Raw genomic sequence first — 22,738 nt, 5'->3', positions numbered from 1 at the left:
TAAATGGGAACTCACAATATTAATTTTAGTGAACAGTTTGAGTTTACAGGTAAAGTAAAAACATTAAGCATCGTTGGTATCGCACTAGGTATCGCAGCTATTGCTTATGGGTTTTTAGCTGGGGATAAAGTGATGCACGAGCGTACTTTTGCTAACCTGTTGCTTATGGCATATTACTTTGCATGCGTTTGTATGTCGGGTACATTTTTCCTGGCTGTTCAATATGTAGCTCAGGCAGGTTGGTCTGCATCAATTTTACGTGTACCGCAGGCTATGGCAAAAACTTTGCCTATTGCAGCTGTAATACTCATTGTCGTAATTTCGGCAGGTTTGTACACACATAACTTATACCACCACTGGCATGCAGAGGGTTTAACCGTAGAGGGTAGCCCTAATTACGATGCCATTATTGCTGGTAAATCGGTATTCTTAAATGTGCCTTTCTTCTTAGGCCGCCAAGTGGTGTTCTTAGGTATCTACAGTATATTTTCGATCATGTTTGTTAAGTTTTCTTATAATGAAGATTTAGCAGGTGGTTTAAATTCGTACAGAAAAAGCTTTAAAAACGCTTGTATCTTCCTGGTAATTTATGGTTTTACCACTCCAGTATTTGCCTTTGATACTATCATGTCGTTAGAAGCACACTGGTTCTCAACCATGTTCGGTTGGTATAACTTCGCCGCTATGTGGGTAAGCAGTTTAGCTACTATTGCAATTATTCTTATTTTATTAAGAAGAGCGGGTTATATGCAATGGGTTAACAATAGCCACTTGCACAATTTAGGCCAGTTTATTTTTGGTTTCTCTATCTTTTGGACATATGTATGGTTTGCTCAATTCTTATTGATCTACTATGCAAACATGCCTGAAGAAACGGTATATTTCTACAAGCGCTTTGAGTACTACAAGTTTTGGTTTTTCTTAAACCTTGCCATGAACTTCTTAGCACCAGTATTATTATTAATGGATAGAGATAACAAAAGAACAGATGCAAAATTATTGTTCGTTGCTATCGTGGTATTGTTAGGTCACTGGGTAGATTATTACCAAATGATTATGCCAGGAACGGTAGAAGAAGGGCATAATGGTTTCGGTATCATTGAAATAGGTACTGCATTAGGTTTCGTAGGATTGTTTACCTTTACGGTTTTAACATCATTAAGCAAAAAACCTTTAATTGCAAAGAACCACCCATTATTACAAGAAAGTTTGCATCATCAACTGTAGAGGTGATAAGATAAAGCAAATATTTAATTATTATTATAATTAGCAGTACAGCGTACTACTTTTAAGAAAATGAGTTTAAGAAAGTTTATAACGAATAAAACGACCGCAGCTTTAGCAGTATTGATTACTGTTTTTGCAAACACTAGCGTATTTGCGCAAGATGCAGCAGGTGCTGCCGCGGCACCGAAAGTTGATATGGGCGAGGTTTATAAATCGGTAATATTTTATATTCTGGTTTTCCTTGCTGTATGCTTATTCATTGCAATTATTGGTAAAGCAATAAAAGTGTATGAGTTAAGCCGCGAAGCACAAGGCAAACCTGTTGGCATTAACTGGAACAGGGTTCACGCAAGTTTATTTGCGCTGTTTTTGGTGATCGGTTTGTATGGTGTATATTGGGAATATACAGTGCATGGGTCAATGTTACTTCCTGATGCAGCATCTGAGCACGGAAAGAAAATTGATAAGATGTTTAATTTAACATTAATCATTACCACTATTGTATTTGTCGTTACACATATCTTATTGTTCGGATTTTCTTATATCTATAAATATTCTGCTAAAAGAAAAGCTTACTACTATCCACACAATAATACAATTGAAAAAATCTGGACGATTATTCCGGCTTTAGTATTAACTGTTTTGGTATTAATGGGTTTCTTAACCTGGAGATCTATTTTCTTCAAAGTCGAAGATCCAAACCACAAGCCTTTACAGATAGAAGTTACTTCTGAGCAGTTTAAATGGTCTATCCGTTACCCTGGAGCAGATGGTATAGTTGGGAACAAAAACTACAAATTAACTACAGCTACTAACCCATTGGGTATTGATTTTAAAGATATCAACTCTCGTGATGACGAAATGGCTGATGAGATGGTGATTCCTGTTGGTAAACCGGTTAAACTGATTTTAACCAGTAAAGATGTAATTCACAGTTTTTACATGCCACACTTCAGAGTACAGTTAAACACAGTACCGGGTATGCGGGTTTTCTTTGAGTTTACGCCTACAAAAACTACTGCAGAAATGCAGCAAGAAACTAACGATCCTAACTTCAAGTACCTTTTCTTCTGTGCTAAAATCTGTGGATCTGGTCACTACAATATGCAAAAGGTTGTACGTGTAGTTTCTGAGGCCGAGTATAAAACTTGGATAGCTGAACAGAAAACATACTTAAACGATGATTTAAGAAAACAATTTAATTTGCCAGTGGCACCTGCAGCTGTAAAATCAGTAGCAGATTCAGCAGCTAAAGATTCAGCAGCTGTAAAAACTAACCAAATGGCTTTAAATAAATAATATTAAGCAGGAGCGAACGAATTATGTCAACAATAGCATTACACGACGAACACAATCACGATCACGCTGATCATGGGCATCATAAAGAGACTTTGATTTCAAAGTATATCTTTAGTATGGATCATAAAATGATTGCTAAGCAATTTTTGATTACCGGTATTATCATGGCGGTAATAGCAATGGGCTTATCAATTTTATTCCGTATTCAATTGGCATGGCCAGATCAAAACTTCCCATTCTTAGAAACATTTTTAGGTAAATGGGCTGAAGGTGGTCGTATTAAACCCGATTTCTACCTTGCTTTGGTAACCATTCATGGTACCATTATGGTATTCTTTGTACTAACCGCCGGGTTGAGTGGTACATTTAGTAACTTACTTATTCCACTTCAAATTGGGGCAAGAGATATGGCTTCGCCATTCTTAAACATGCTTTCATACTGGTTCTTTTTTATGGCCTGTGTGATCATGATGTCATCATTCTTTATCCAAACAGGTCCTGCATCTGGTGGTTGGACGGTTTATCCACCGTTATCTGTTGTTGCCAAGGCAATGCCAGGATCGGGATTGGGTATGACTTTGTGGTTAGTGAGTATGGTACTTTTCGTAGCATCATCTTTAATGGGTGGTATTAACTATGTAAGTACAGTTTTAAACATGCGTACTAAAGGTATGGACCTTTGGAAAATGCCATTAACCATCTGGGCTTTCTTTTTGACTGCTATTTTAGGTATTTTATCATTCCCTGTTCTTGTAGCTGGTGTGGTATTAATGGTATTCGACCGTAGTTTTGGAACTAGTTTCTATTTGTCGGATATTGTAATGGGTACTGATATTTTACCAAACGAAGGTGGTTCTCCAATTTTATGGCAACACTTATTCTGGTTCTTAGGTCACCCTGAGGTATATATCGTAATTATGCCGGCATTGGGTATTTCATCTGAGGTTATCTCTGTAAACTCGCGTAAACCGATCTTCGGTTACCATGCAATGGTTTACTCATTAATTGGTATTACAGTATTATCGTTCATCGTTTGGGGTCACCACATGTTTGTAACCGGTATGAACCCATTGTTGGGAGGTGTGTTTATGATTACTACGTTGATCATTGCAGTACCATCGGCAGTAAAAACCTTTAATTATTTAGCAACATTATGGCGTGGTAACATCCGTTTCACTCCAGCAATGTTATTCGCTATCGGTTTGGTATCATTCTTTATCTCTGGTGGTTTAACTGGTATCTTCTTAGGAAATGCATCGTTAGATATTAACTTACACGATACCTATTTTGTTGTTGCTCACTTCCACCTGGTAATGGGATCTGCAGCAATCTTCGGTATGCTTGCAGGTGTTTATCACTGGTTCCCTAAAATGTTCGGTAGAATGATGAATGCTAAATTAGGATATTTACACTTCTGGTTAACTTTTATTGCAGCTTACCTGGTATTCTTCCCACTTCACTTCTTAGGTTTAGATGGTGTACCTCGTCGTTACTATGCATTTACCGAATTTGAGTTTATGAAAAAATGGTTAACGGTTAACGTATTTGTAACATGGGCAGCTATTATGGCAGCACTTGCTCAGGTAGCGTTCTTATTTAACTTCTTTTACTCAATATTCAAAGGAAAAGTATCTCCTCAAAACCCTTGGGAAGCTAATACATTAGAATGGACTGCACCAGTTGAACACTTACATGGTAACTGGCCAGGAGAAATCCCAACTGTTTACAGATGGCCTTACGATTATAGTAAACCAGGACATGATGCAGACTTTATCCCTCAAACTGTTCCTTTCTCTCAAACGATGAGCTCTAATTTACCTCACGATTTTGAAGGAAATGAAGAAGCGGAAAAAATACAGCAGGATTGGGAATTAGCTAACCCTGTTGCAGAAAACAAAGGCTAGTTTAAGCTAAAATAAAATTTTAAAAGGGGTATCTGATTAAGTTTCTGCTTATCCGGATACCCTTTTCATCTTAATAGATATATGGTCAGCAGATCAGAACAACGTTTCATTAGCATTAATCTGATAACCATCGTAGTTACACTATTGGTTATACTTGCCGGTGGTATTGTACGCAGTACCGGATCAGGTATGGGTTGTCCGGATTGGCCAAAATGTTTCGATCGTTATATCCCGCCAACTGATGTATCGCAGCTTCCTGCTAACTATAAAGAAAAATACGTTGCAGGTAGGTTAAAAAAGAATGAGAAATTTGCCAAATACTTGGAAAGTATGGGTAAAGTAGCCTTAGCTGATAGTATTAGGCACGATAAAAGTATAACCGTACCTGAAGAGTTTAATCCAACTAAAACCTGGACTGAATACTTGAACAGATTGGCTGGGGTAGCAGCTGGAATATTCCTGTTTTTAACAGTAGTTTATTCTTTTGCCTACCGTAAAACAGCCAAACGCATTATTGTACTCAGTATTTTAAATCTTTTTGTAGTAGGCTACCAAGGTTGGTTAGGTTCGATAGTAGTTTCTACCAACCTAACGCAATGGGTGGTAACTGTACACATGTTATTGGCATTAGTTATTTTAGCGATATCTATTTATACCTATAATTACGCAAAGCAATTAAACAAAGCGCCTTCTGTAATTATGTACCGTATAGCGTGGCTAAAGGGATTTTTGTTCTTTACCCTTGTAATTAGTATCGTTCAAATTGTTTTAGGAACCGAGGTTAGAGAAGCGGTAGATGTGATTGCAAAATCGCTTTCTTACGGAAGCAAGCATACATGGATTTCGAAAGTAGGAGAAGTATTCTCTTATCACCGTGATTTAGCTATTCTCGTAGTAATTGCCAATGCAGTAGTGTATAAAATGGTTATCGACCGTTTTAGTGGTAAAGCTGCACCGTTGTTAACCGCAAGGTTTATGTTAATAACGCTCCTCATACAGTTATTAAGTGGTTTTGCATTAGCATATATAGCTTTTCCATCGGCAGCGCAGGCATTGCATATTTTGTTCTCTACGCTGTTATTTAGTTTACAGTTTTACCTGTACTTATTGGTTTACCGAACAAGTACATATAAACAATAATATTTAAGAAAATTGAAACAATATCTTTCAGATTTTTCTAAACTTATCAAATTCAGGCTATCGTTTACGGTAGTGTTTTCGGCATCCATCTCTTTTTTGATCGGACAGAAAATGCAGGTAGGGAGAGGTCATATTCCTACTATTGATTGGGGAAACTGGTTAATCTTAATTGCTGGTGGTTTTTTAGTAACCGCTGCTGCAAACTGCTTTAACGAAATTATAGAGAAAGACCTGGATAAGTTAATGTCGCGGACTAAAGACCGTCCTATGCCAGCAGGTAGAATGACTACTGGACAAGGATTAATTTTAGGCGTGTTTATGGCATTTTTAGGTACCTGGTTATTGGGACATTTAAACCTCGAAACCGGTCTGTTATCCGTATTTTCGATCCTGTTATATGCTTTTGCCTATACACCATTGAAAAGAAAATCGCCGATTGCTGTTTTTGTAGGTGCAATACCCGGAGCTTTGCCACCACTTATCGGTTATTTAGCTGCCTTTGGTAGTTTAAAGTCTGAAATGTTTTATGCAATCGACTACAATATTGCCGTTATTTTATTCCTGATCCAGTTTGTATGGCAGTTCCCTCATTTTTGGGCCATTGCCTGGGTGTTGGATGATGATTATAAAAAAGCTGGTTTCAGGTTGTTACCAACCAAAAAAAGAGATAAAACATCGGCATTGCTTACTTTTTTAAGTACGCTGATTTTAATTCCGGTAAGTTTATTGCCAACCATTTATGGTTTTGGCGGTTATTACATTGCAGGTTTATCCTTAATAGCCGGATTGATATTTAGCTGGCTGGCTTTTAAACTTTTAATGAACAGAGAACTGATTGATGCAAAGAAAGTGATGTTCTGTTCGTTTTTTTACATCCCGGCCGTACAGTTGGGTTTATTATTAAATTTTATAGCAAAATAACTTATGGTTATCACAATGGAAAAAATCCAGGATACATTTGATCCAAAACCCAGAAAGTTTATTGTTTGGCTATTTGTAGTATCATCTAGCATTATGTTTGGGGGCTTTACCAGTTATTACCTGGTGTTTGCCGCATCTAAAGGTAAAGGGCATGGTTTAGTATTGCCCGACGCATTTATTTACTCGAGCCTGGTGATTATAGCAAGCAGTATAACCCTGTTTTTAGCGGCTAAGGCGCTACGCAAACTTAATTTTAGCTTACAGCGTAACCTGCTTTGGGTTACCGTTATATTGGCCATAGCTTTTGGCGTAATGCAGTTTAATGCATGGGGAAGCATGGTAAGAACAGGCGCTACCTTAGTGGGTAACAATGCCGCCATTTCTTTTATTTATGTGGTATCGGGTATGCACTTATTGCATATTATTGCAGGGGTTGGCCTTATTATTAATGCTTTAGCAGGTAGCTATAAAAGCCTTCCTGTTGCCAAAGTCCAGTATAGAATGCAAATCGCTTCTATTTTTTGGCATTTTATAGATATATTATGGATATATCTGTATGTTTTTTTACTTTTGAACCGTTAAATTTGTTAACAAACTATTATACTATTTCCAAATGAATGCAGTATCACAATTAGATCAAGTTAAAACCGGACCATGGAATGGTGGTCGTTCTCCGTGGTCGGTAGAATATGGTAAAATCATGATGTGGTTTTTCCTTTTGTCAGATGCTTTTACCTTTTCATCTTTATTGATCTACTACGGCGCTCAGCGTTTTTCTAAATTAACATGGCCAGCTCCAGATAAGGTTTTCCAATCTATCCCAGGTATTGCAGAACATGGCGCTCCATTGGTTTTCGTAGGTATCATGACGTTTATCTTAATCATGAGTTCGGTAACTATGGTTTTAGCTGTAGAGGCAGGTCACAGACGTTCTAAAAAAGAAGTTATCGGCTGGATGATTGCAACCATTATTGGTGGTTTCATGTTCTTAGGCTGTCAGGCAATTGAGTGGACTCACTTACACCACGATGGTTTCTGGTGGGGACATATTCCTTCGGCAGAAGAATTAAAACACTTTTTCCTTAAGCCAGAAGATGTATCATTAGTTGCTGCACAACAATTTGCAAACTTATTTTTTACCATTACAGGTTTCCACGGTTTCCACGTATTTAGTGGAGTAATCATTAACATCATTATCTTAATCATGACTATTAATGGAACTTTCGAGAAGAGAGGACATTATTTAATGGTAGAAAAAGTTGGTTTATACTGGCACTTTGTAGATTTAGTATGGGTGTTCGTATTTACATTCTTCTATTTGGTTTAATTTATCATATTATAAAAATATTTTTATGTCAGAGCACACACACACAACAGAAGAACACGGGCACGACGATCACGCAGGTTTATCAAAAGGTAAAATCTGGAAAGTTTTCGGTATACTTTTATTAATCACCGTAATTGAGTTTATCATTGCACTCGTATTAATCCCAAAAGGATATATGACCCAGCATATTGGTAACTATGTATATATCGTATTAACCCTATTAAAAGCATTTTATATCGTAGCATACTTTATGCACTTAAAATATGAGAAATTAGGCTTACAGCTTGCATTAACGGTATCATTTATTTTCATTATTTACTTTATTGTTTTAATGTTAACAGAAGGTGGGTTCTTAAATATCCACATGATGAATCATTAATGAAAAGAAGTCCTATAAAAAAGGTAATAATCCTGGTAAGCATTTTAGCTATACCGGGATTTTTGTTTTTTTACTTATTGCCACACTTCGCTAAAAACCGGTATAAGAGTTTACCAATCTTTGGTGAAAAGATAGTAGCGTCAACTTTCCATAGTGTAAAAGGGAAGAAAATTCCTGATACCATTTATCACCTGGTTCCTGATTTTAAACTTGTAAACCAGCATAAGGATACTGTTACCTGGAAATCGCTGGAGAACAAGATAGTGGTGCTGAATATATTTTATACTGGTGCAAACAATCAAGGAACAAGTAACTACGTTAAAAAACTAGCTGATGGCTATGAGCAGAAACCTTTAGTTAAGTTTTTAAGTCTGTCTGTTGATCCACTTGATGGAAGTAGAATAAGGGATTTTGCCGAACAGTTTAAGGCAAAAGCTGGAAAATGGGATTTTTTGGTAGGTGATACCATTCAAACCTATCCGCTAATTAGAAAAGGTTTGTTACTCGATGTAGTTGCAGATGAAACGAAAGATAAAACAAATTTCATCTTTAGCAATAAAATAGTGCTTATCGATAATTTACACCGTATAAGGGGTATTTATGATGCAGATAGTGCTGAAGCAAATGCTAGGTTGGAAGATGAAATAAAAGTTCTTATAGCCGAATATCTAAGGAATGTTAAAGACGGTAGGTAATTGGTTTAGCGTTCAGACTCCGAAGTCGATACATAAAATAATAATATAAGAGAGATTAAAAAACTCATGGAAAATAGCCCGATTGAGAAAAAATACAGTAAATGGATCATTATCCTATCCATTTTTATTCCTGTTGCAGTAGCATTTTTATTTGTGGTAAAGCTAAAAGATCTTGGTATCGATGCGCCACCCCTGCCTTTTTTGCCGCCTATATATGCTACCATTAATGGGATAACAGCCGTTTTATTAGTAGTGGCCGTATGGGCAATTAAAAACGGCAAAATAAACCTGCATCAAAATTTAATGAAAACAGCTATTGCTTGCTCTTTGTTATTTTTGGTGATGTACATTGCTTATCACATGACTACCCCATCTACCAAATTCGGTGGAGAGGGTACAATTAAATACGTATATTTCTTTATTTTGTTAACGCACATCCTGTTGTCGATAGCCATTATTCCATTGGTATTGGTTACTTATGTAAGAGCACTGGCAGCGCGTTTCGACCGTCATAGAAAAATTGCCAGGATTACTTTTCCACTATGGCTTTATGTTGCAGTAACCGGTGTAGTGGTTTATCTGATGATTTCGCCGTATTATCAATACCAATAGCTTTAGAAGCATTAAACAATAAATGAAGCCTTATCTTAAAAGTAAGGCTTTTATTTTTAATACATTTTTTTGGCGCGCAAAATTTCTTAATCTGTATATTTGGTTATAAAGTTGTATTATGGTTAAACTAAATAGTTTTAGTTTTCTATTAATTTATCTATTACGCCTCGGAAAATGAAATACAAGGCAATTATGATGAAACTAATTTATGGCAGTAAGCAATGTGGATAAAGAACGTGCCCTGATTGATAAAATCGTAGGAGGTGATGAGCAGGCTTTTTCTGTTCTTTTCTTTAAATACCTTCCTGTACTCCAGGTCTTTGCTACTAAGTTTACTAAATCTGATGATGCAGCAGAGGAAATTATTCAAGATTCATTTTTAAGGGTTTGGCTAAATCGCGATAAACTAGCAGAAGTGGATAATGTGAAAGCTTATCTATATAAATATGTTTCTAACGAATGTTTAAGCTACCTACGCAAAAAATTAAAAGAAGATAGAGTTGTTGATGCATTTGTGGCCAAGCAACAAAATAGCCATAACAATACTGTAGAAACGATTAATTTAAATGAGGTAACGAAAATTATTGCTATTGCTGTCGAAAAACTGCCTGATCAACGTAAAAATATATACCAATTGAGCAGGCGTGATGGTAAAACTATACCTGAAATTGCAGAAATACTCAATATCTCACCTAATACGGTTAAAAATGCCCTTGTAATTGCATTGAAATCGATACGTATACACCTCGATCAACACGGAATCGTATTCTTTTTCCCAATTGTTTTTTTCTTTTTGAAAATAAAATAAAAAAAATAATATCCGAGTAGTCCTAATTTTCTTTTGCTGCTTCTTAGTATCAGAATCTTTATGGAAGAACGTATACATTATCTCTTACAACAGTTTACCGCTAAGACCTTAAGCCAGGCCGAAAGGGAAGAACTTTTAGTTTTGGCGGAAGATAGCACTTCATTGCTTTCTGACGAAATCGTGAAAATGATTATCGAGGAGGAAGAACATGCGGTTAATGTTGTTGATGAAAAATGGAATCCGGTTTTAAATAAAATTCTGGCGGTAGACAAACCAACCGCATCGCCTAAAAGGATTTTAATGAACAGCTTAAAATGGGCTGCAGCTGCAGTTGTTTTTATTGTGTTTTCATTTACGGCTTACCTCTCTCTACAGAAAAAGAAAGAGCATGTTTTTGCTACCGACGTGGCGCCGGGAAAAAATAAGGCTATTCTCACCCTGGCCGATGGAAAGAAAATTTCACTTTCAGACGCGATGAAAGGCGATGTGGTTAAAGAAGCTGGTTTCTCAATTACTAAAACTGCCGATGGACAATTGGTGTATAATGTTGCCGGATCAGAAAATGTGAATGATACCAGATTAAATACCATTTCGACTCCAAATGGTGGCGAGTGGCAGATTCAGTTACCCGATGGTTCTACGGTTTGGTTAAATGCAGCATCTTCTATCCAATATTCGTTAAATATCGGAACCGCTAAACAGCGTGTAGTTAAATTAGATGGAGAAGCTTATTTCGAAGTAGCTAAAAATGCAGCACATCCTTTTATTGTAGAAACCGATAAACAATCTGTTGAGGTATTGGGTACGCACTTTAATATTAATAGCTATAAAGATGAAAAGGTAACTAAAACCACTTTGCTCGAAGGAAGTGTACGTGTTTCGCATAATACGACTAATGAGCATGAGGTGCTTAAACCTGGAGAACAATCGCTGGTATCTGTTTCGGGGATAGCGATAAAAGAAGTAAATGTTGATGAAGCAATAGCATGGAAAAAAGGCTATTTTATGTTTAACAATGAAAGGCAAGAAAGTATTTTACGTAAAGTTGCCCGTTGGTATAATGTAGAAATAGAATATGCAGATGCAGATGCAAAAAATGTAATGTACTACGGAACGGTAAGCCGTTTTGAGAAAATATCGAAAGTGCTAACCAAATTTGAACAAACTGGTGAAGTACGCTTTGATATTAAAGGCAATAAAGTTATTGTCTATAAAGAATAACCGAAAAAAGATGAAGACGTAACTAACCTTTATCTCTAAAAACAAAACTAATTAATCAACAATAACCTAAAAACCACTAACAACTAATGAATATACTTCGACAAAACTCCTGACGATCAAAAGTTGAATAAATAAAAAAGGAGTGCTTGCAACACCCCCTTTATTATCTGTTTAGCTATTCCGTAAACCGGAATCGATTAAAAATCAATTATTTCTTGGATAACCGCGAAACGCTTTTTGGCGTCTAAACTTTATTGCGCTTCGCACAAAAACAGACTATTAAATGTACAAAATTTATATTAGAATTTTATGTACGCATCGACGCTACATACCTAAATTGCTATTGCTTATGAAGTTAGTTACGGTCATATTGCTTGCCTCGTTAATGCAGGTAAGTGCAGCTTCATTTGGCCAGCTGGTTACATTAAAGGAAAAAAATGTGACATTAGAGAAAATGTTCAGGGAAATCAGACAGCAATCTGGTTATGATGTACTGCTCTCTACCAATAAAATAAGCAGTAGCACTACCTTTAATGCAAATTTTAGCAATTCGACCATTGAGGAAGTAATGGCCAAAATTATTGCAGGAAATGATTTAACCTATACCATTGAAGATAAAACCATTTTAATTAAGCCCAAAGACAAATCGTTAATAGATAAAGTGATTGGGTATTTTGTTGCGGTAAAAATAACAGGTAAAGTAAGAGATAAAAGTGGGTCGGCATTACCTGGGGTCAGTGTTCGTGAAAAAGGGGCTGCTAATGCAGTATCAACTAATGCGTCGGGTGATTATACCATTTCGGTAAAAGAGGGGGCTGTTTTAACCTTCAATTATATTGGCTATAAAACACTCGAGGTACCGATCGGTTCCAAAACCGTTATCAATGTTACTTTGGAGGAGGATGCTGCTCAGCTCAAGGAGGTAAATGTAGTTTCAACCGGTTACCAAACGCTTGAGAAGAAAACTTTTACCGGAGCTTCAACACTAATCAAAGCTGCAGATGCCGAAAGAGCCGGGGTTACAGATGTAAGCCGGATGCTGGAGGGCCAGGTAGCTGGGGTAACGATACAAAATGTTTCCGGTACTTTTGGAGCCGCCCCTAAAATCCGTGTTCGTGGCGCAACCTCATTTTCAGGTGATAATAAGCCGCTTTGGGTGGTTGATGGGATTATTTTAGAAGATGTGGTTAATATTTCAAACGAAGCTTTGACTACAGGAGATGCAAGTACACTAATCGGATCATCTGTGGCAGGTTTAAACCCTGATGATATTGAAAGTTTCAACATTCTGAAGGATGCAGCTGCAACTGGTATGTATGGTGCCCGGGCTATGAACGGGGTAATTGTAGTAACGACTAAAAAAGGTAAGTTAACCGAAGGAGCAGCAAAAATCAGCTATAGAGGTAACTTCACAACCTATGCAAAACCAAGTTATGCTGATTTTGATATCCTGAATTCAGCCGATCAGATGGCTGTTCTAATTGAAATGCAAAATAAAGGGTATTATCAGATACCAGAGGCATCGAGAGGAGTTAACGGTGGTCCATTTTATAAAATGTACAACATGTTGTATGATTATAATCCGGCAACCAATTCATTTGCCTTAAAAAATACCAGTGCCGATAAGATCGCTTTTTTAAGCAGGTATGCTAATGCCAATACTGATTGGTTTGATGTATTGTTTAAAAATTCACTGCAACAAGAACATTCTTTAAGTATAAACTCAGGTACCGAAAAGTTTAAAAGTTATGCTTCTACCTCTTTTACGAAAGATAATGGCGTAACAATTGGTAATAGTGTAAGTAGGTTTACAGGAAACTATCGCGCAAACTTTAATTTAACACATAAATTGAGTGCAGAGCTTTTAAGTACTGGTTCGGTACGTAATCAACAAGCACCGGGCGCAACAGCGCTACAATCTGACCCTGTTTATGGTAATTATTTCCGCAATTTTGATATTAATCCTTATTCATACGCTTTAAATACCAGTAGGATGCTTACGGCTTTTGATGAAAATGGTAATTATGAATATTTTAGACAAAACAGCGCTCCTTTTAGCATACTAAACGAATTAAATACCAATTACCTAAAACTAGGTGTATTAGATTTTAAAGTTCAGGGAAATATCGATTATAAAATCCTTCCTAGCTTAACCTATTCGGTTAATGGTGCTTACCGCTTTGTAAAGTCTGAATCGCAGATTTCTATTTTAGAAAGCTCAAATATGGCTACCTCTTTTAGAACTGTTGATGATGCTACCTCTTCGCAAAGTAATGGAAATCTTTATACGGACCCGGATTTACCAGGAAGTTTACCAATTAGTGTTTTACCGAGTGGTGGTTTTTACAAAACTTCAACCGACAACTTAAAAAGTTATTATTTCAGACAAAACCTTTTGTTTAATAAAACCTTTAATGCCAAGCATAATTTTGTAGCTTTTGGTGCCATGGAAGTTCGTTATATCGATCGTCAAAGAGAAGCTTTTGATGGGGTGGGCTATCAGTTTGATAACGGGGGTTTGGTAACGCCATATTACAAATATTTTAAAGAGGCTGCCGAAGAAGGTAAACCTTACTTTAGTATGGGCAACGAATTTGAAAGATATAGTGCTTTTTTCGGTAATGCGGCTTACACCTATGATGAAAAATACACCGTAAAATTTTCAGGAAGATATGATGGTTCAAATAAGTTGGGCAGGACAGCTACAGCAAGATGGTTACCAACCTGGAATGTATCGGCCAGCTGGAATATTAGCGATGAGAAGTTTTGGCCAAAAGGCGATATCCTATCTGGTGCTAAATTACGCGGATCATATGGTTTAGTAGCGAGTATTGGTAATGCCACAAACTCTGCAGCAGTGTTTTATAATCAGGTTTCAAGAAGACCTAGTTTAGGAGATCAGGAAGCGCAGATTTTTATTTCTAATTTGGAAAACTCAGAGTTAACCTGGGAAAAAGCTAAGGATTTAAATATCGGTTTAGATTTAGCTTTGTTAAAAAGCAGAATTAATTTCACTGTCGAATATTACAAAAGGAATATTTATGATTTAATCGGTGCGATACAAACCTCGGGTATTGGGGGGGAGTACACCAAAATTGCTAACTATGGAGCCATGTCTGGCCAAGGTTTTGAATTGGCCATTATGGGTAAGGCAATAGATCATCCAAATTTTAAATGGACAACCAATTTTAATTTCGGTATCAATAAAAACAAAGTAAAAGACCTGGAGATCGATCCAAGTATTTTCAAATCTGTCTCTAATAATGGTTCGGCGGTACTTAACTACCCGCAACGCAGTTTGTTCTCTATCCAGTTTGCTGGTTTAAACCATGATTATGGTTATCCAATGTTTTTGGGAACCGATGGTAAACCTACAACTTATGTGAATTTACAGGATGATAACTTACTTCAGCTAAAATATGAAGGACCTTTAGATGCGACATTTGCAGGAGGTTTTTATAACCAGTTTTCTTATAAGAATTTAACATTATCAGCTTTGCTTGGGTTTTCTGCCGGAAATGTGATCAGATTAAATCCTAATGTAAAAAGCAATTTTAACGATATATCTGCGATGAGCCGTGATGAACTGAACAGATGGGTAATGCCAGGCGATGAAAAGTTTACTACTGTTCCTGCTATTTTAGATCCGCTTTCTGCTTCTAAAATTGTAGATTCTAAAGGTGCTGTAGTTGATGTAAGATACCCTTATAATTTATATAACTTTTCGACCGAGCGTGTAGCAAAAGGAGATTATATCAAACTAAGACAAATATCTTTAAGTTATAACCTGCCTAAGAGTATTTATTCTAAACTTGGCATGTCAGCAGCTTCAGTTTCGCTTGTAGGTAATAACCTATTGCTGCTTTATTCAGATAAAAAATTAAATGGTCAGGATCCTGAATTCTATAATTCAGGTGGTGTAGCCTTACCAGTTGCCAGACAATACACCTTATCATTAAAAGTTGGGTTTTAATTGAAGGAAATTATGAAATTAAACAAAATATCACTCAGTATAGCTGCCGTTGCATTGTTGTTCTCAATGCCATCGTGCAAAAAATATTTAGAACAAGTCCCAGATAATCGTGCAGAAATTAATACTGTTGAGAAGCTGTCTCAGTTGGTTTCAACTGCTTATCCATCAAGAGATTATTTGACATTTACAGAAGCTTCCTCAGATAATGCTGAAGATAAGGGAGCTGGTATTGGTACTACTAATGATGCTATTGATATCCCTTATGCTTGGCAAGATTTAATTGGTGATGGGACCAATACATCTACTGCATATTGGAATGCGTGTTATGAAGCAATTGCATCTGCTAATCAGGCTTTGGAGTCTATTGAAACTAATAATCTTGGTGCAGGAGCATTACCGTATAAAGGCGAAGCTTTAGTTTGTAGAGCTTACGCACATTTTATGCTGGTTAATTTGTTTGCGAAGCCTTATCAAATTGATGGAGCAAATGATTCTCCGGGTATTCCTTATGTTGACAGGCCAGAAACAAAAGTAATACAGCCCTATAGCAGAGGTACTGTTGCCACTACTTACGCGAGGATTAAGGAAGATTTGGAAACTGGAATGAAATTACTTTCAGCATCAGCTTATAAAGTTCCAAAATACCATTTTACACCAGCCGCTGCACATGCTTTTGCTGCTCGTTTCTATTTGTTTATGGGCAAATGGCAACAAGTTATTGATCACGCTACTTTGTGTGTGCCTGCTAATGATTTCGTAAACAATATACGCCCTGTTTCTACTACATTAAGAACCTATACAGCTGAAGAACACAGGACAAATTATATGGGTAGCGGACAGAAATATAATCTGTTGTTAATTGGGACTTACTCTACCTATGCCCGTTTTACCAGTCCACGCCATGGCTTTGGTGCAAAATTGCAGAAAATGTTTTCTGCGGCAGGAAATATTACAGGTAAAACGTTGGCCAATTCTATATTACAGTATAGTGTACCAAACTATACCATGTATAAATTTAAAGAAAATTTCTTTTATACAAGCCCTGATATAGGTTACCCTTATCTCACATTTGCAGCATTTACAACAGATGAAGCTTTGATGAACAGAGCTGAGGCTTATGCTGAACTGGGTATGAATGATCAGGCATTGAAGGATATCAACGATTTTTACAGTGTGCGAATAGTGGGATATAGCCTGGCTAACGATGCAATTAACTTAACAAAAATTGCTAATTATTATCCAAGTATTTCCAGCCCAAAACAAGGCCTGATTAAGACTATTTTAGACGCTAAAAAAGCCGAATTTTTACAGGAAGGCTTAAGATGGTTTGATATTATCCGTCGTGATTTAACTGTTGTTCATAATACAATAGATATTACTGCTGTTGAAACTTTTGCAGAACTAAAGCCTGGGGATCCGCATCGAATTTTTCAGTTACCGGTAGAAGTTAAATTGTCAGGCGTTGAACAAAATCCAAGATAATTAAGATGAAAAATATATTTAAAATTAACATACTTATTCTTCTTATTTGTGTGTCCTTTTCTTGTCGTAAAACTGAAACACTCAATGTAGATTATAGCAGCTTTAATGCTGACGATCCAAGAACCAACACCGCGTTGGATCAGTGGTTAAAATCGAATTTTTTGGATGAATATAATATTGATGTAATTTATCGTTACAATCGGTATTATCATGGGAATACTGCTAATGTAGTGCCAAGCAAAATTGAAAATATCCAGCCAACTATGCAGATCGTTTTGGATGGATTTATTGGTCCTTACCGGAAAGTGGCTGGCTCAACATTCTCCAAAACTTATATGCCTAAGGAGTGGGTTTTGTTTGGATCTTATTCTTATGCAAATACTAGTGATCCCGGAGTAGCGGGTACAGCCTCAGGGGGACGTAGAATCACGCTATATGGGGTAAATGAATATCAGCCGCTTCCGGCAGGTCAGTTTTTTGCCTGGGACAGGCAGAGGATTATGCACCATGAATTTGGACATATCTTAAATCAAATCATTCCGATTCCAACTGATTGGGAAAGTATCTCAAAAGGTTTTTATAAACAACCTTATACTGATACACCAACAGAAACCGCTCATCAGAATGGATTTGTTACCAGTTATGCAAGTGGACAGCCAACAGAAGATTATGCAGAAACCATTAGCTGGTTATTAATAAACGGACAGGTGTGGTACGATAACTGGGCTAATACCGCATCGGCAGACGGAAAAAACAGATTGATACAAAAAGAACTTAATGTAATTAATTACTTCAATAATTTGGGTGTAAATTTTAAAGAGTTACAAAGAGAGGTTCAATTGTATATGAAAGGAATTAACCTGAATGAATCAAGATTCCCATATTGGTTAGGAAGAAAGCAATTTTCGTCGTTAACAATTAATTTAGAATCTGATCTTTACACTAATTACGGAATTTCTGATGATTTTAAGACTCCTTACAATCAAATGAAAGCAGCAATTTTAGCCTATAGTAGCAGTGCAAAATATCATATGGATAACATGCAGATTCTCTTCGATTCACAAACGGGGGCTACTGTAAGAATTCCTTTTACGGCTGCAGCTGGAGGAACTCAATTTAATGCTGATTATACTTTTACTTATACAGTAAACGCTGCAACCGGTGAGGTAACCTTTACTAAGGTAGCACAGGCAGGTACAACAGGGACCTATGCAAATGCGGCTCTCTTTACAACAGCTTTTACGAATTCGTTGCAAGCGTACCTAACGGGTAAAACTTTTATTGCAGATTGGATGCCTACTGGTATAAATGCAGCCAACTACATGAAATATGGTGGTTTTTCAGTAAAAAATGCTGCAACAAATTATTTTTATGGATCATTAGCCTACTAAATTATTGAAAATGAAAAAAATATTATTTTTAATTGCAGTGTTGGCAACGCTTATAGGCTGCAAAAAGACATCATATGTAGCGGTGTTTGAGAAAACTCCCCAAGAAAGGACTGGTGAGCAGATAGCTTTGGTTTCATCGACCCTTACATCAGCTACTAATGGTTGGATCGCAACGTTACCAACATTAGCAGGCGGCGGTTATTCTTTTTATATAACTTTTGATAATCAGCAAAATACGACGATGTATGGTGATTTGACAGATCAATCGGCATCGGTAGTAGGCACATCAAATTACCGGGTTAAGCAGGATATTGGTACAGAGCTTGTTTTCGATACCTATAACTATATCTCAATGCTAGACGATCCAAATGCGGCAATACTTGGAGGTGCTTCTAAAATAGGATATAGTAGTGATATAGAATTTACATACGATAGAATGAGCGGCGACAGTATTGTTTTTATTGGGAAAAAATATAGGCAGCCATTTAAATTGGTTAAAGCTACTGCTGCACAAAAAACGGCATATGAAGCCGCTGGTTTAAAGGCATCTATGGATAAAATAAAAGCCTTTTTTGCAAATATCAAAAATCCGTATGTTGAGGTTGCTGATGGAAGTAATACGTTAAAAGCCGGTATGTCTTTAAACTTCTCCAATAATTTAGCCGCAGGTAAAAGAGTTAGTTTTACAGGGGTTTTAGCCGATGGTACTTCTACCGCGTCGGGTACTGCAAAATTTGCGTTTAAGCTCGATGGAGCTGATTTACTGGGCGCGGGTTTAGTATATAACGGAACAACCTTTGTAAAAATGGGTTGGAAAGACGCAAATACATTGGCATTTTACGATAATACCGGAAAAGAATACATTATTAAATCGAGCCCGATTCCGTTAACACCGCTATCATTGTTGTTCGGGTTTCCAACCACTTTCCCATATAAAAAAATAACCATACCTACTTCAGGCTTGGCTACAGGGGTTACCTCAGGATTTAATGCGGCATACAATCAAATGCTGGCATTGTTTACTGCAAGCGGAAGATCTGTTGTTTCTACTACATTTTCTTTGGCTAGTAACACTACATTTTCGGTAGCTGTGGCATATATGTCTGGAACATCGGCTTTTACAGCTACAGTTAATTTTAATTATACACGGAACGGGGACGTGATTACCCTAGATAATATACCTGTGGTAACATCCGACAATAACTGGACAACAAGAGCGGTTCAGGTAAAACCATTAGCAGATTATATAGTCTCCGGGCCATTTAAAATTGATTGGGTTTCCAGTACTAACCCGAATAGCCCTACACTTGGCGGCCTTTATCGCACCGCTGATGCCAGTTCGTTTATATATGGAACATTATAATTATTAGAATCTAAATTTTAATCCATCTCTCCCGTAACCCTTGCCCTAAAAAGCAAGGGTTTTTTTATGACATAATTTTTAAACCCCTCCAAGCGTTTAATTCTTATATTTGTGACGAATGAAAAAGAAAGCAATTTTTATCCTGTTTGTATTGGTACTAACATTTGCAATAAGCCCCAATGTTAATGCCCAATGTTCTATGTGTACCATTAATGCTGAGCAAGGTGTTAAAAATGGTAATACACAAACAGCAGGTTTAAATACAGGCGTATTGTATCTTTTATCTCTTCCTTATTTAATGGCTGTTATTGTAGGTGTGGTATGGTATAAAAAATACCGCAAAAAGAATATTCACCTCAATATGAAAAAAGAACCTTTTAATTTAAATTAAAAGCATGTCTGATCAAACTACCTCAAAGGTTTACGCCATTGTGCATTGTAAATGTCCGCATTGTCGTAGGGGTGATATTTTTACAGGTAGCATGTATGGCTGGAATATACAGCATACCAAAGAAATTTGTGGCCATTGTGCGCAGCGGATCGAGATTGAACCCGGTTATTTTTACGCAGCCATGTACGTGAGCTATGCCATGAATGTAATAGAGATGCTAATCGCCAGTTTTATCACCTATTTAGTTTTCGGACCACTTACCGATGAAACATTCTGGCCCTATCTGATTGTTATTTTTGCAGGTTGTTTTATCCTGTACCCATTTAACTATCGATATTCGAGAATTATACTACTCCATGTTTTATCGCCGAACATTAAGTATAAGCCATATTACGATAAGAATTAGGTTAACTGTATAAACTGTATAAATCGGTTAACTGTTGGTTTGGTGCTTAACGATACGTGTTTGGCGACGATTAAACAATGAACCAATTTGTAGTTTACAATTACCAATAAACTAATGCTCAGTGAACGAATGAACCTCAGGATATGTTAAAAAAAGAAACCTTAAATTTTATAAAAAACGTTGCCGAAAATAACAACCGCGAATGGTTTGCCGCCAACAAAGAAGTTTATGAAAATGCAAAGGCTGATGTACTTGAACTTGTAGCCCGTATTATCCCAGAGTTAGCTAAGGTAGACCCAATGCTCCCGGCAGAAATGGATCCAAAAAAGTGTCTTTTACGCATTTATCGCGATGTGCGCTTCAGTAAAAACAAAGACCCTTATAAAAATAATTTCGGTATATGGTTCTCTACTAAAAAAGGAGGAAACGAGCCTGGTTATTATCTGCATATTCAACCAGAGAAAAGCTTTATTGCCGGCGGATATTGGATGCCGGATGCACCGCATTTAAAATTGATCAGACAAGAGATTGATTATAATATAGGCGATTTTAAAGAAATTATCAACGGGAAGGATTTTAAGAAAAACTTTAAATTAGGTGTTGATAACGCACTTAAAAATGCACCTAAAGGTTATGATCCGGCTGATCCAAACATCAAATTTTTAAAGTTGAAAAGCTTCGAGGCTACTACAAAAATCGACGATGAAGAATTTTTAAAACCAAACCTCGTTAATAAGTTGATAAGTTCTTTTAAAACAGTACAACCTTTAGTTGCATTTTTACGGAATGCCATTGAGCAATAACCAACTGTTAATTTTCAATGACCAATACCCAAAATAATCAATAACCGATAGTCAATGTTCAGACTATAACGGTCTTGATACTTGATACTCAAATCTTGACAATAAATATGAAAAATACCTTTTTTGCATTTGCGCTTCTCTTGTTTATCTCTTCAATTAGCTCTTGTGTTGTTCTTTCGCCTAAAAAATACAAAGCTTTATTGGGCACTAAAGATTCGCTGTATACTGCTTTTAACGAAGGCTTAATTAAGATTGAAAACCTAGAAAAGGAGGCCAGTAAACTTAAAAAAGATACCACATTAATGGCAGAAGAGCTTCGCGATCTGCAAAATAGCTACAATACCGTTGATGCAAATTACAAAAAACTTAAAAACAATTCTTCAAGTGAGATCACCAAATTATCAGGCGATTTAGCTGCCCGCGAGAAACGTTTAAAAGAAGTAGAAGAGGTGCTGCGCAAACGCGATGAAGCCACCAACTCACTCAAAGAAAAACTACAACAGGCCTTATTGGGCTTTACCAAAAGTGGTTTAACCGTAGAAATTAAAAATGGTAAGGTTTATGTTTCGCTAACCGATAAACTGTTATTCCCTTCAGGAAGTATTATTATTGATGAAAAAGGAAAACAGGCCCTTACCCAATTGGCAAACGTACTAAAACAGCAGCCTGAAATTAATATTGCTGTTGAGGGCCATACCGATAACCAGAAAATAAATAACCTGGGGCAGATTAAAGATAACTGGGATTTAAGTGTGTTAAGGGCTACTTCGGTTGTACGTTATTTAACAGAGAATGAGAAGGTAGAAAGTGTAAGGATGACGGCTACAGGCAAAGGAGAATTTCAACCCTTGGGTACCAACGCAAATGCAGACGGAAGAAGCAAAAACAGAAGGATAGAGATTGTACTTTCGCCTAAGCTAGATGAGCTTTATAACCTGATTAAATAAGATATAATACGCTATCGGTTGGTGTCTCACCAACCGAAATTCAAGACATTTTAAGGATAATTTTTTTATGGTTAGAAAATGAAAGTGCAGCAGTTCTTGGCAGTTTCAGTCCCGCTTTCCCTTCTGCCAATTTTGATGGAAAATCGGCATCCGTTCCAATCGGGTTTAGGAACAAGGGTTTCTGCACCTGGCAAGCCCTAAAAATGAAATAAGCTGTAGCCACCTAGCCCCTTGCCGGCGGGCAGTTGCGGCATTACCCTGCAGCAATGAGGCAGCGAAGCGTAAAAGCGTGAAATTTGGAAATGAGCGGCCTGTGGTTCTTCGAGGCCGTTGGTCCCGCTTTTCATTACAAGTCCTCGCTGCGCTGCGGGCTTTCCATTGCAATCGGGTTTAGGAACAAAGGTTTCTGCACTTGGCAAATCCTAAAAATGGCTTAATGTAACCAAGAC

Annotated in this window: 20 protein-coding genes; all 20 read left to right on the top strand. The window is 37.0% G+C overall.

Going from position 1 to position 22,738, the window contains the following annotated elements:
• Positions 1 to 3 precede the first annotated feature (3 nt).
• The 20 genes from H9N25_RS17305 (at position 4) to H9N25_RS17210 (ending at position 22,289) form a co-directional block, all read left to right on the top strand.
• The gene (locus tag H9N25_RS17305) at positions 4 to 1,227 is read left to right on the top strand and encodes a quinol:cytochrome C oxidoreductase (protein WP_167297152.1); all 1,224 of its coding nucleotides are present in this window, start codon (positions 4 to 6) and stop codon (positions 1,225 to 1,227) included.
• A gap of 69 nt (positions 1,228 to 1,296) precedes the next feature.
• Positions 1,297 to 2,526 (top strand): cytochrome c oxidase subunit II, encoded by a 1,230-nt coding sequence (locus H9N25_RS17300; RefSeq protein WP_167297151.1) that lies wholly within the window; start codon positions 1,297 to 1,299, stop codon positions 2,524 to 2,526.
• Between the two features lie 23 nt (positions 2,527 to 2,549).
• A complete protein-coding gene (locus H9N25_RS17295) occupies positions 2,550 to 4,430 on the top strand; it encodes a cytochrome c oxidase subunit I (protein WP_190326685.1) in 1,881 nt (626 codons plus the stop codon).
• Positions 4,431 to 4,511: 81 nt separating this feature from the next.
• Positions 4,512 to 5,570, top strand: a complete 1,059-nt coding sequence (locus H9N25_RS17290; protein WP_167297150.1) for a COX15/CtaA family protein — start codon at positions 4,512 to 4,514, stop codon at positions 5,568 to 5,570.
• Between the two features lie 12 nt (positions 5,571 to 5,582).
• Complete coding sequence (cyoE, locus tag H9N25_RS17285) at positions 5,583 to 6,491, top strand: heme o synthase (protein ID WP_167297149.1); 909 nt, start codon at positions 5,583 to 5,585, stop codon at positions 6,489 to 6,491.
• A 15-nt stretch (positions 6,492 to 6,506) separates the two neighbouring features.
• The gene (locus H9N25_RS17280; RefSeq protein ID WP_190326684.1) at positions 6,507 to 7,073 is read left to right on the top strand and encodes a cytochrome c oxidase subunit 3; all 567 of its coding nucleotides are present in this window, start codon (positions 6,507 to 6,509) and stop codon (positions 7,071 to 7,073) included.
• A 31-nt stretch (positions 7,074 to 7,104) separates the two neighbouring features.
• Positions 7,105 to 7,818, top strand: a complete 714-nt coding sequence (locus H9N25_RS17275) for a cytochrome c oxidase subunit 3 (protein WP_167297147.1) — start codon at positions 7,105 to 7,107, stop codon at positions 7,816 to 7,818.
• 25 nt (positions 7,819 to 7,843) lie between these two features.
• Positions 7,844 to 8,197 carry a cytochrome C oxidase subunit IV family protein gene (locus H9N25_RS17270; RefSeq protein WP_167297146.1) on the top strand — a complete coding sequence of 118 codons (354 nt, stop codon included), beginning with the start codon at positions 7,844 to 7,846 and terminating at the stop codon, positions 8,195 to 8,197.
• The gene (locus H9N25_RS17265; RefSeq protein WP_190326683.1) at positions 8,197 to 8,892 is read left to right on the top strand and encodes an SCO family protein; all 696 of its coding nucleotides are present in this window, start codon (positions 8,197 to 8,199) and stop codon (positions 8,890 to 8,892) included. The genes H9N25_RS17270 and H9N25_RS17265 overlap by 1 nt, the downstream gene beginning before the upstream one ends.
• 66 nt (positions 8,893 to 8,958) lie before the next feature.
• Entirely contained in the window at positions 8,959 to 9,504 is a 546-nt protein-coding gene (locus H9N25_RS17260; protein ID WP_167297144.1) for a DUF420 domain-containing protein, read from the top strand.
• A gap of 208 nt (positions 9,505 to 9,712) precedes the next feature.
• The gene (locus H9N25_RS17255; protein ID WP_190326682.1) at positions 9,713 to 10,312 is read left to right on the top strand and encodes an RNA polymerase sigma-70 factor; all 600 of its coding nucleotides are present in this window, start codon (positions 9,713 to 9,715) and stop codon (positions 10,310 to 10,312) included.
• A 60-nt stretch (positions 10,313 to 10,372) separates the two neighbouring features.
• The gene (locus H9N25_RS17250) at positions 10,373 to 11,533 is read left to right on the top strand and encodes a FecR family protein (RefSeq protein ID WP_190326681.1); all 1,161 of its coding nucleotides are present in this window, start codon (positions 10,373 to 10,375) and stop codon (positions 11,531 to 11,533) included.
• Positions 11,534 to 11,882: 349 nt separating this feature from the next.
• A complete protein-coding gene (locus tag H9N25_RS17245) occupies positions 11,883 to 15,506 on the top strand; it encodes a SusC/RagA family TonB-linked outer membrane protein (RefSeq protein ID WP_190326680.1) in 3,624 nt (1,207 codons plus the stop codon).
• Positions 15,507 to 15,518: 12 nt separating this feature from the next.
• Positions 15,519 to 16,988 carry a RagB/SusD family nutrient uptake outer membrane protein gene (locus tag H9N25_RS17240; RefSeq protein WP_190326679.1) on the top strand — a complete coding sequence of 490 codons (1,470 nt, stop codon included), beginning with the start codon at positions 15,519 to 15,521 and terminating at the stop codon, positions 16,986 to 16,988.
• A gap of 5 nt (positions 16,989 to 16,993) precedes the next feature.
• On the top strand, positions 16,994 to 18,379 hold the full coding sequence (locus tag H9N25_RS17235) for a substrate import-associated zinc metallohydrolase lipoprotein (protein ID WP_190326678.1): 1,386 nt from the start codon (positions 16,994 to 16,996) through the stop codon (positions 18,377 to 18,379).
• Between the two features lie 10 nt (positions 18,380 to 18,389).
• Positions 18,390 to 19,742, top strand: a complete 1,353-nt coding sequence (locus H9N25_RS17230) for a DUF4302 domain-containing protein (protein ID WP_167297138.1) — start codon at positions 18,390 to 18,392, stop codon at positions 19,740 to 19,742.
• 118 nt (positions 19,743 to 19,860) lie between these two features.
• Positions 19,861 to 20,133 carry a hypothetical protein gene (locus H9N25_RS17225; RefSeq protein WP_190326677.1) on the top strand — a complete coding sequence of 91 codons (273 nt, stop codon included), beginning with the start codon at positions 19,861 to 19,863 and terminating at the stop codon, positions 20,131 to 20,133.
• Between the two features lie 4 nt (positions 20,134 to 20,137).
• Positions 20,138 to 20,539, top strand: coding sequence for a DUF983 domain-containing protein (locus H9N25_RS17220; protein WP_167297136.1), 402 nt, complete (start codon positions 20,138 to 20,140; stop codon positions 20,537 to 20,539).
• 143 nt (positions 20,540 to 20,682) lie between these two features.
• Positions 20,683 to 21,342, top strand: coding sequence for a DUF2461 domain-containing protein (locus H9N25_RS17215; RefSeq protein ID WP_190326676.1), 660 nt, complete (start codon positions 20,683 to 20,685; stop codon positions 21,340 to 21,342).
• Positions 21,343 to 21,449: 107 nt separating this feature from the next.
• Positions 21,450 to 22,289: an OmpA/MotB family protein gene (locus H9N25_RS17210; protein ID WP_190326675.1), complete on the top strand. Its 840-nt coding sequence runs from the start codon at positions 21,450 to 21,452 to the stop codon at positions 22,287 to 22,289.
• Positions 22,290 to 22,738 lie beyond the last annotated feature (449 nt).

The organism is Pedobacter riviphilus (assembly GCF_014692875.1).
In the GTDB taxonomy this organism is placed as follows: domain Bacteria; phylum Bacteroidota; class Bacteroidia; order Sphingobacteriales; family Sphingobacteriaceae; genus Pedobacter; species Pedobacter riviphilus.
This window is presented reverse-complemented; position numbering and strand designations above follow the sequence as displayed.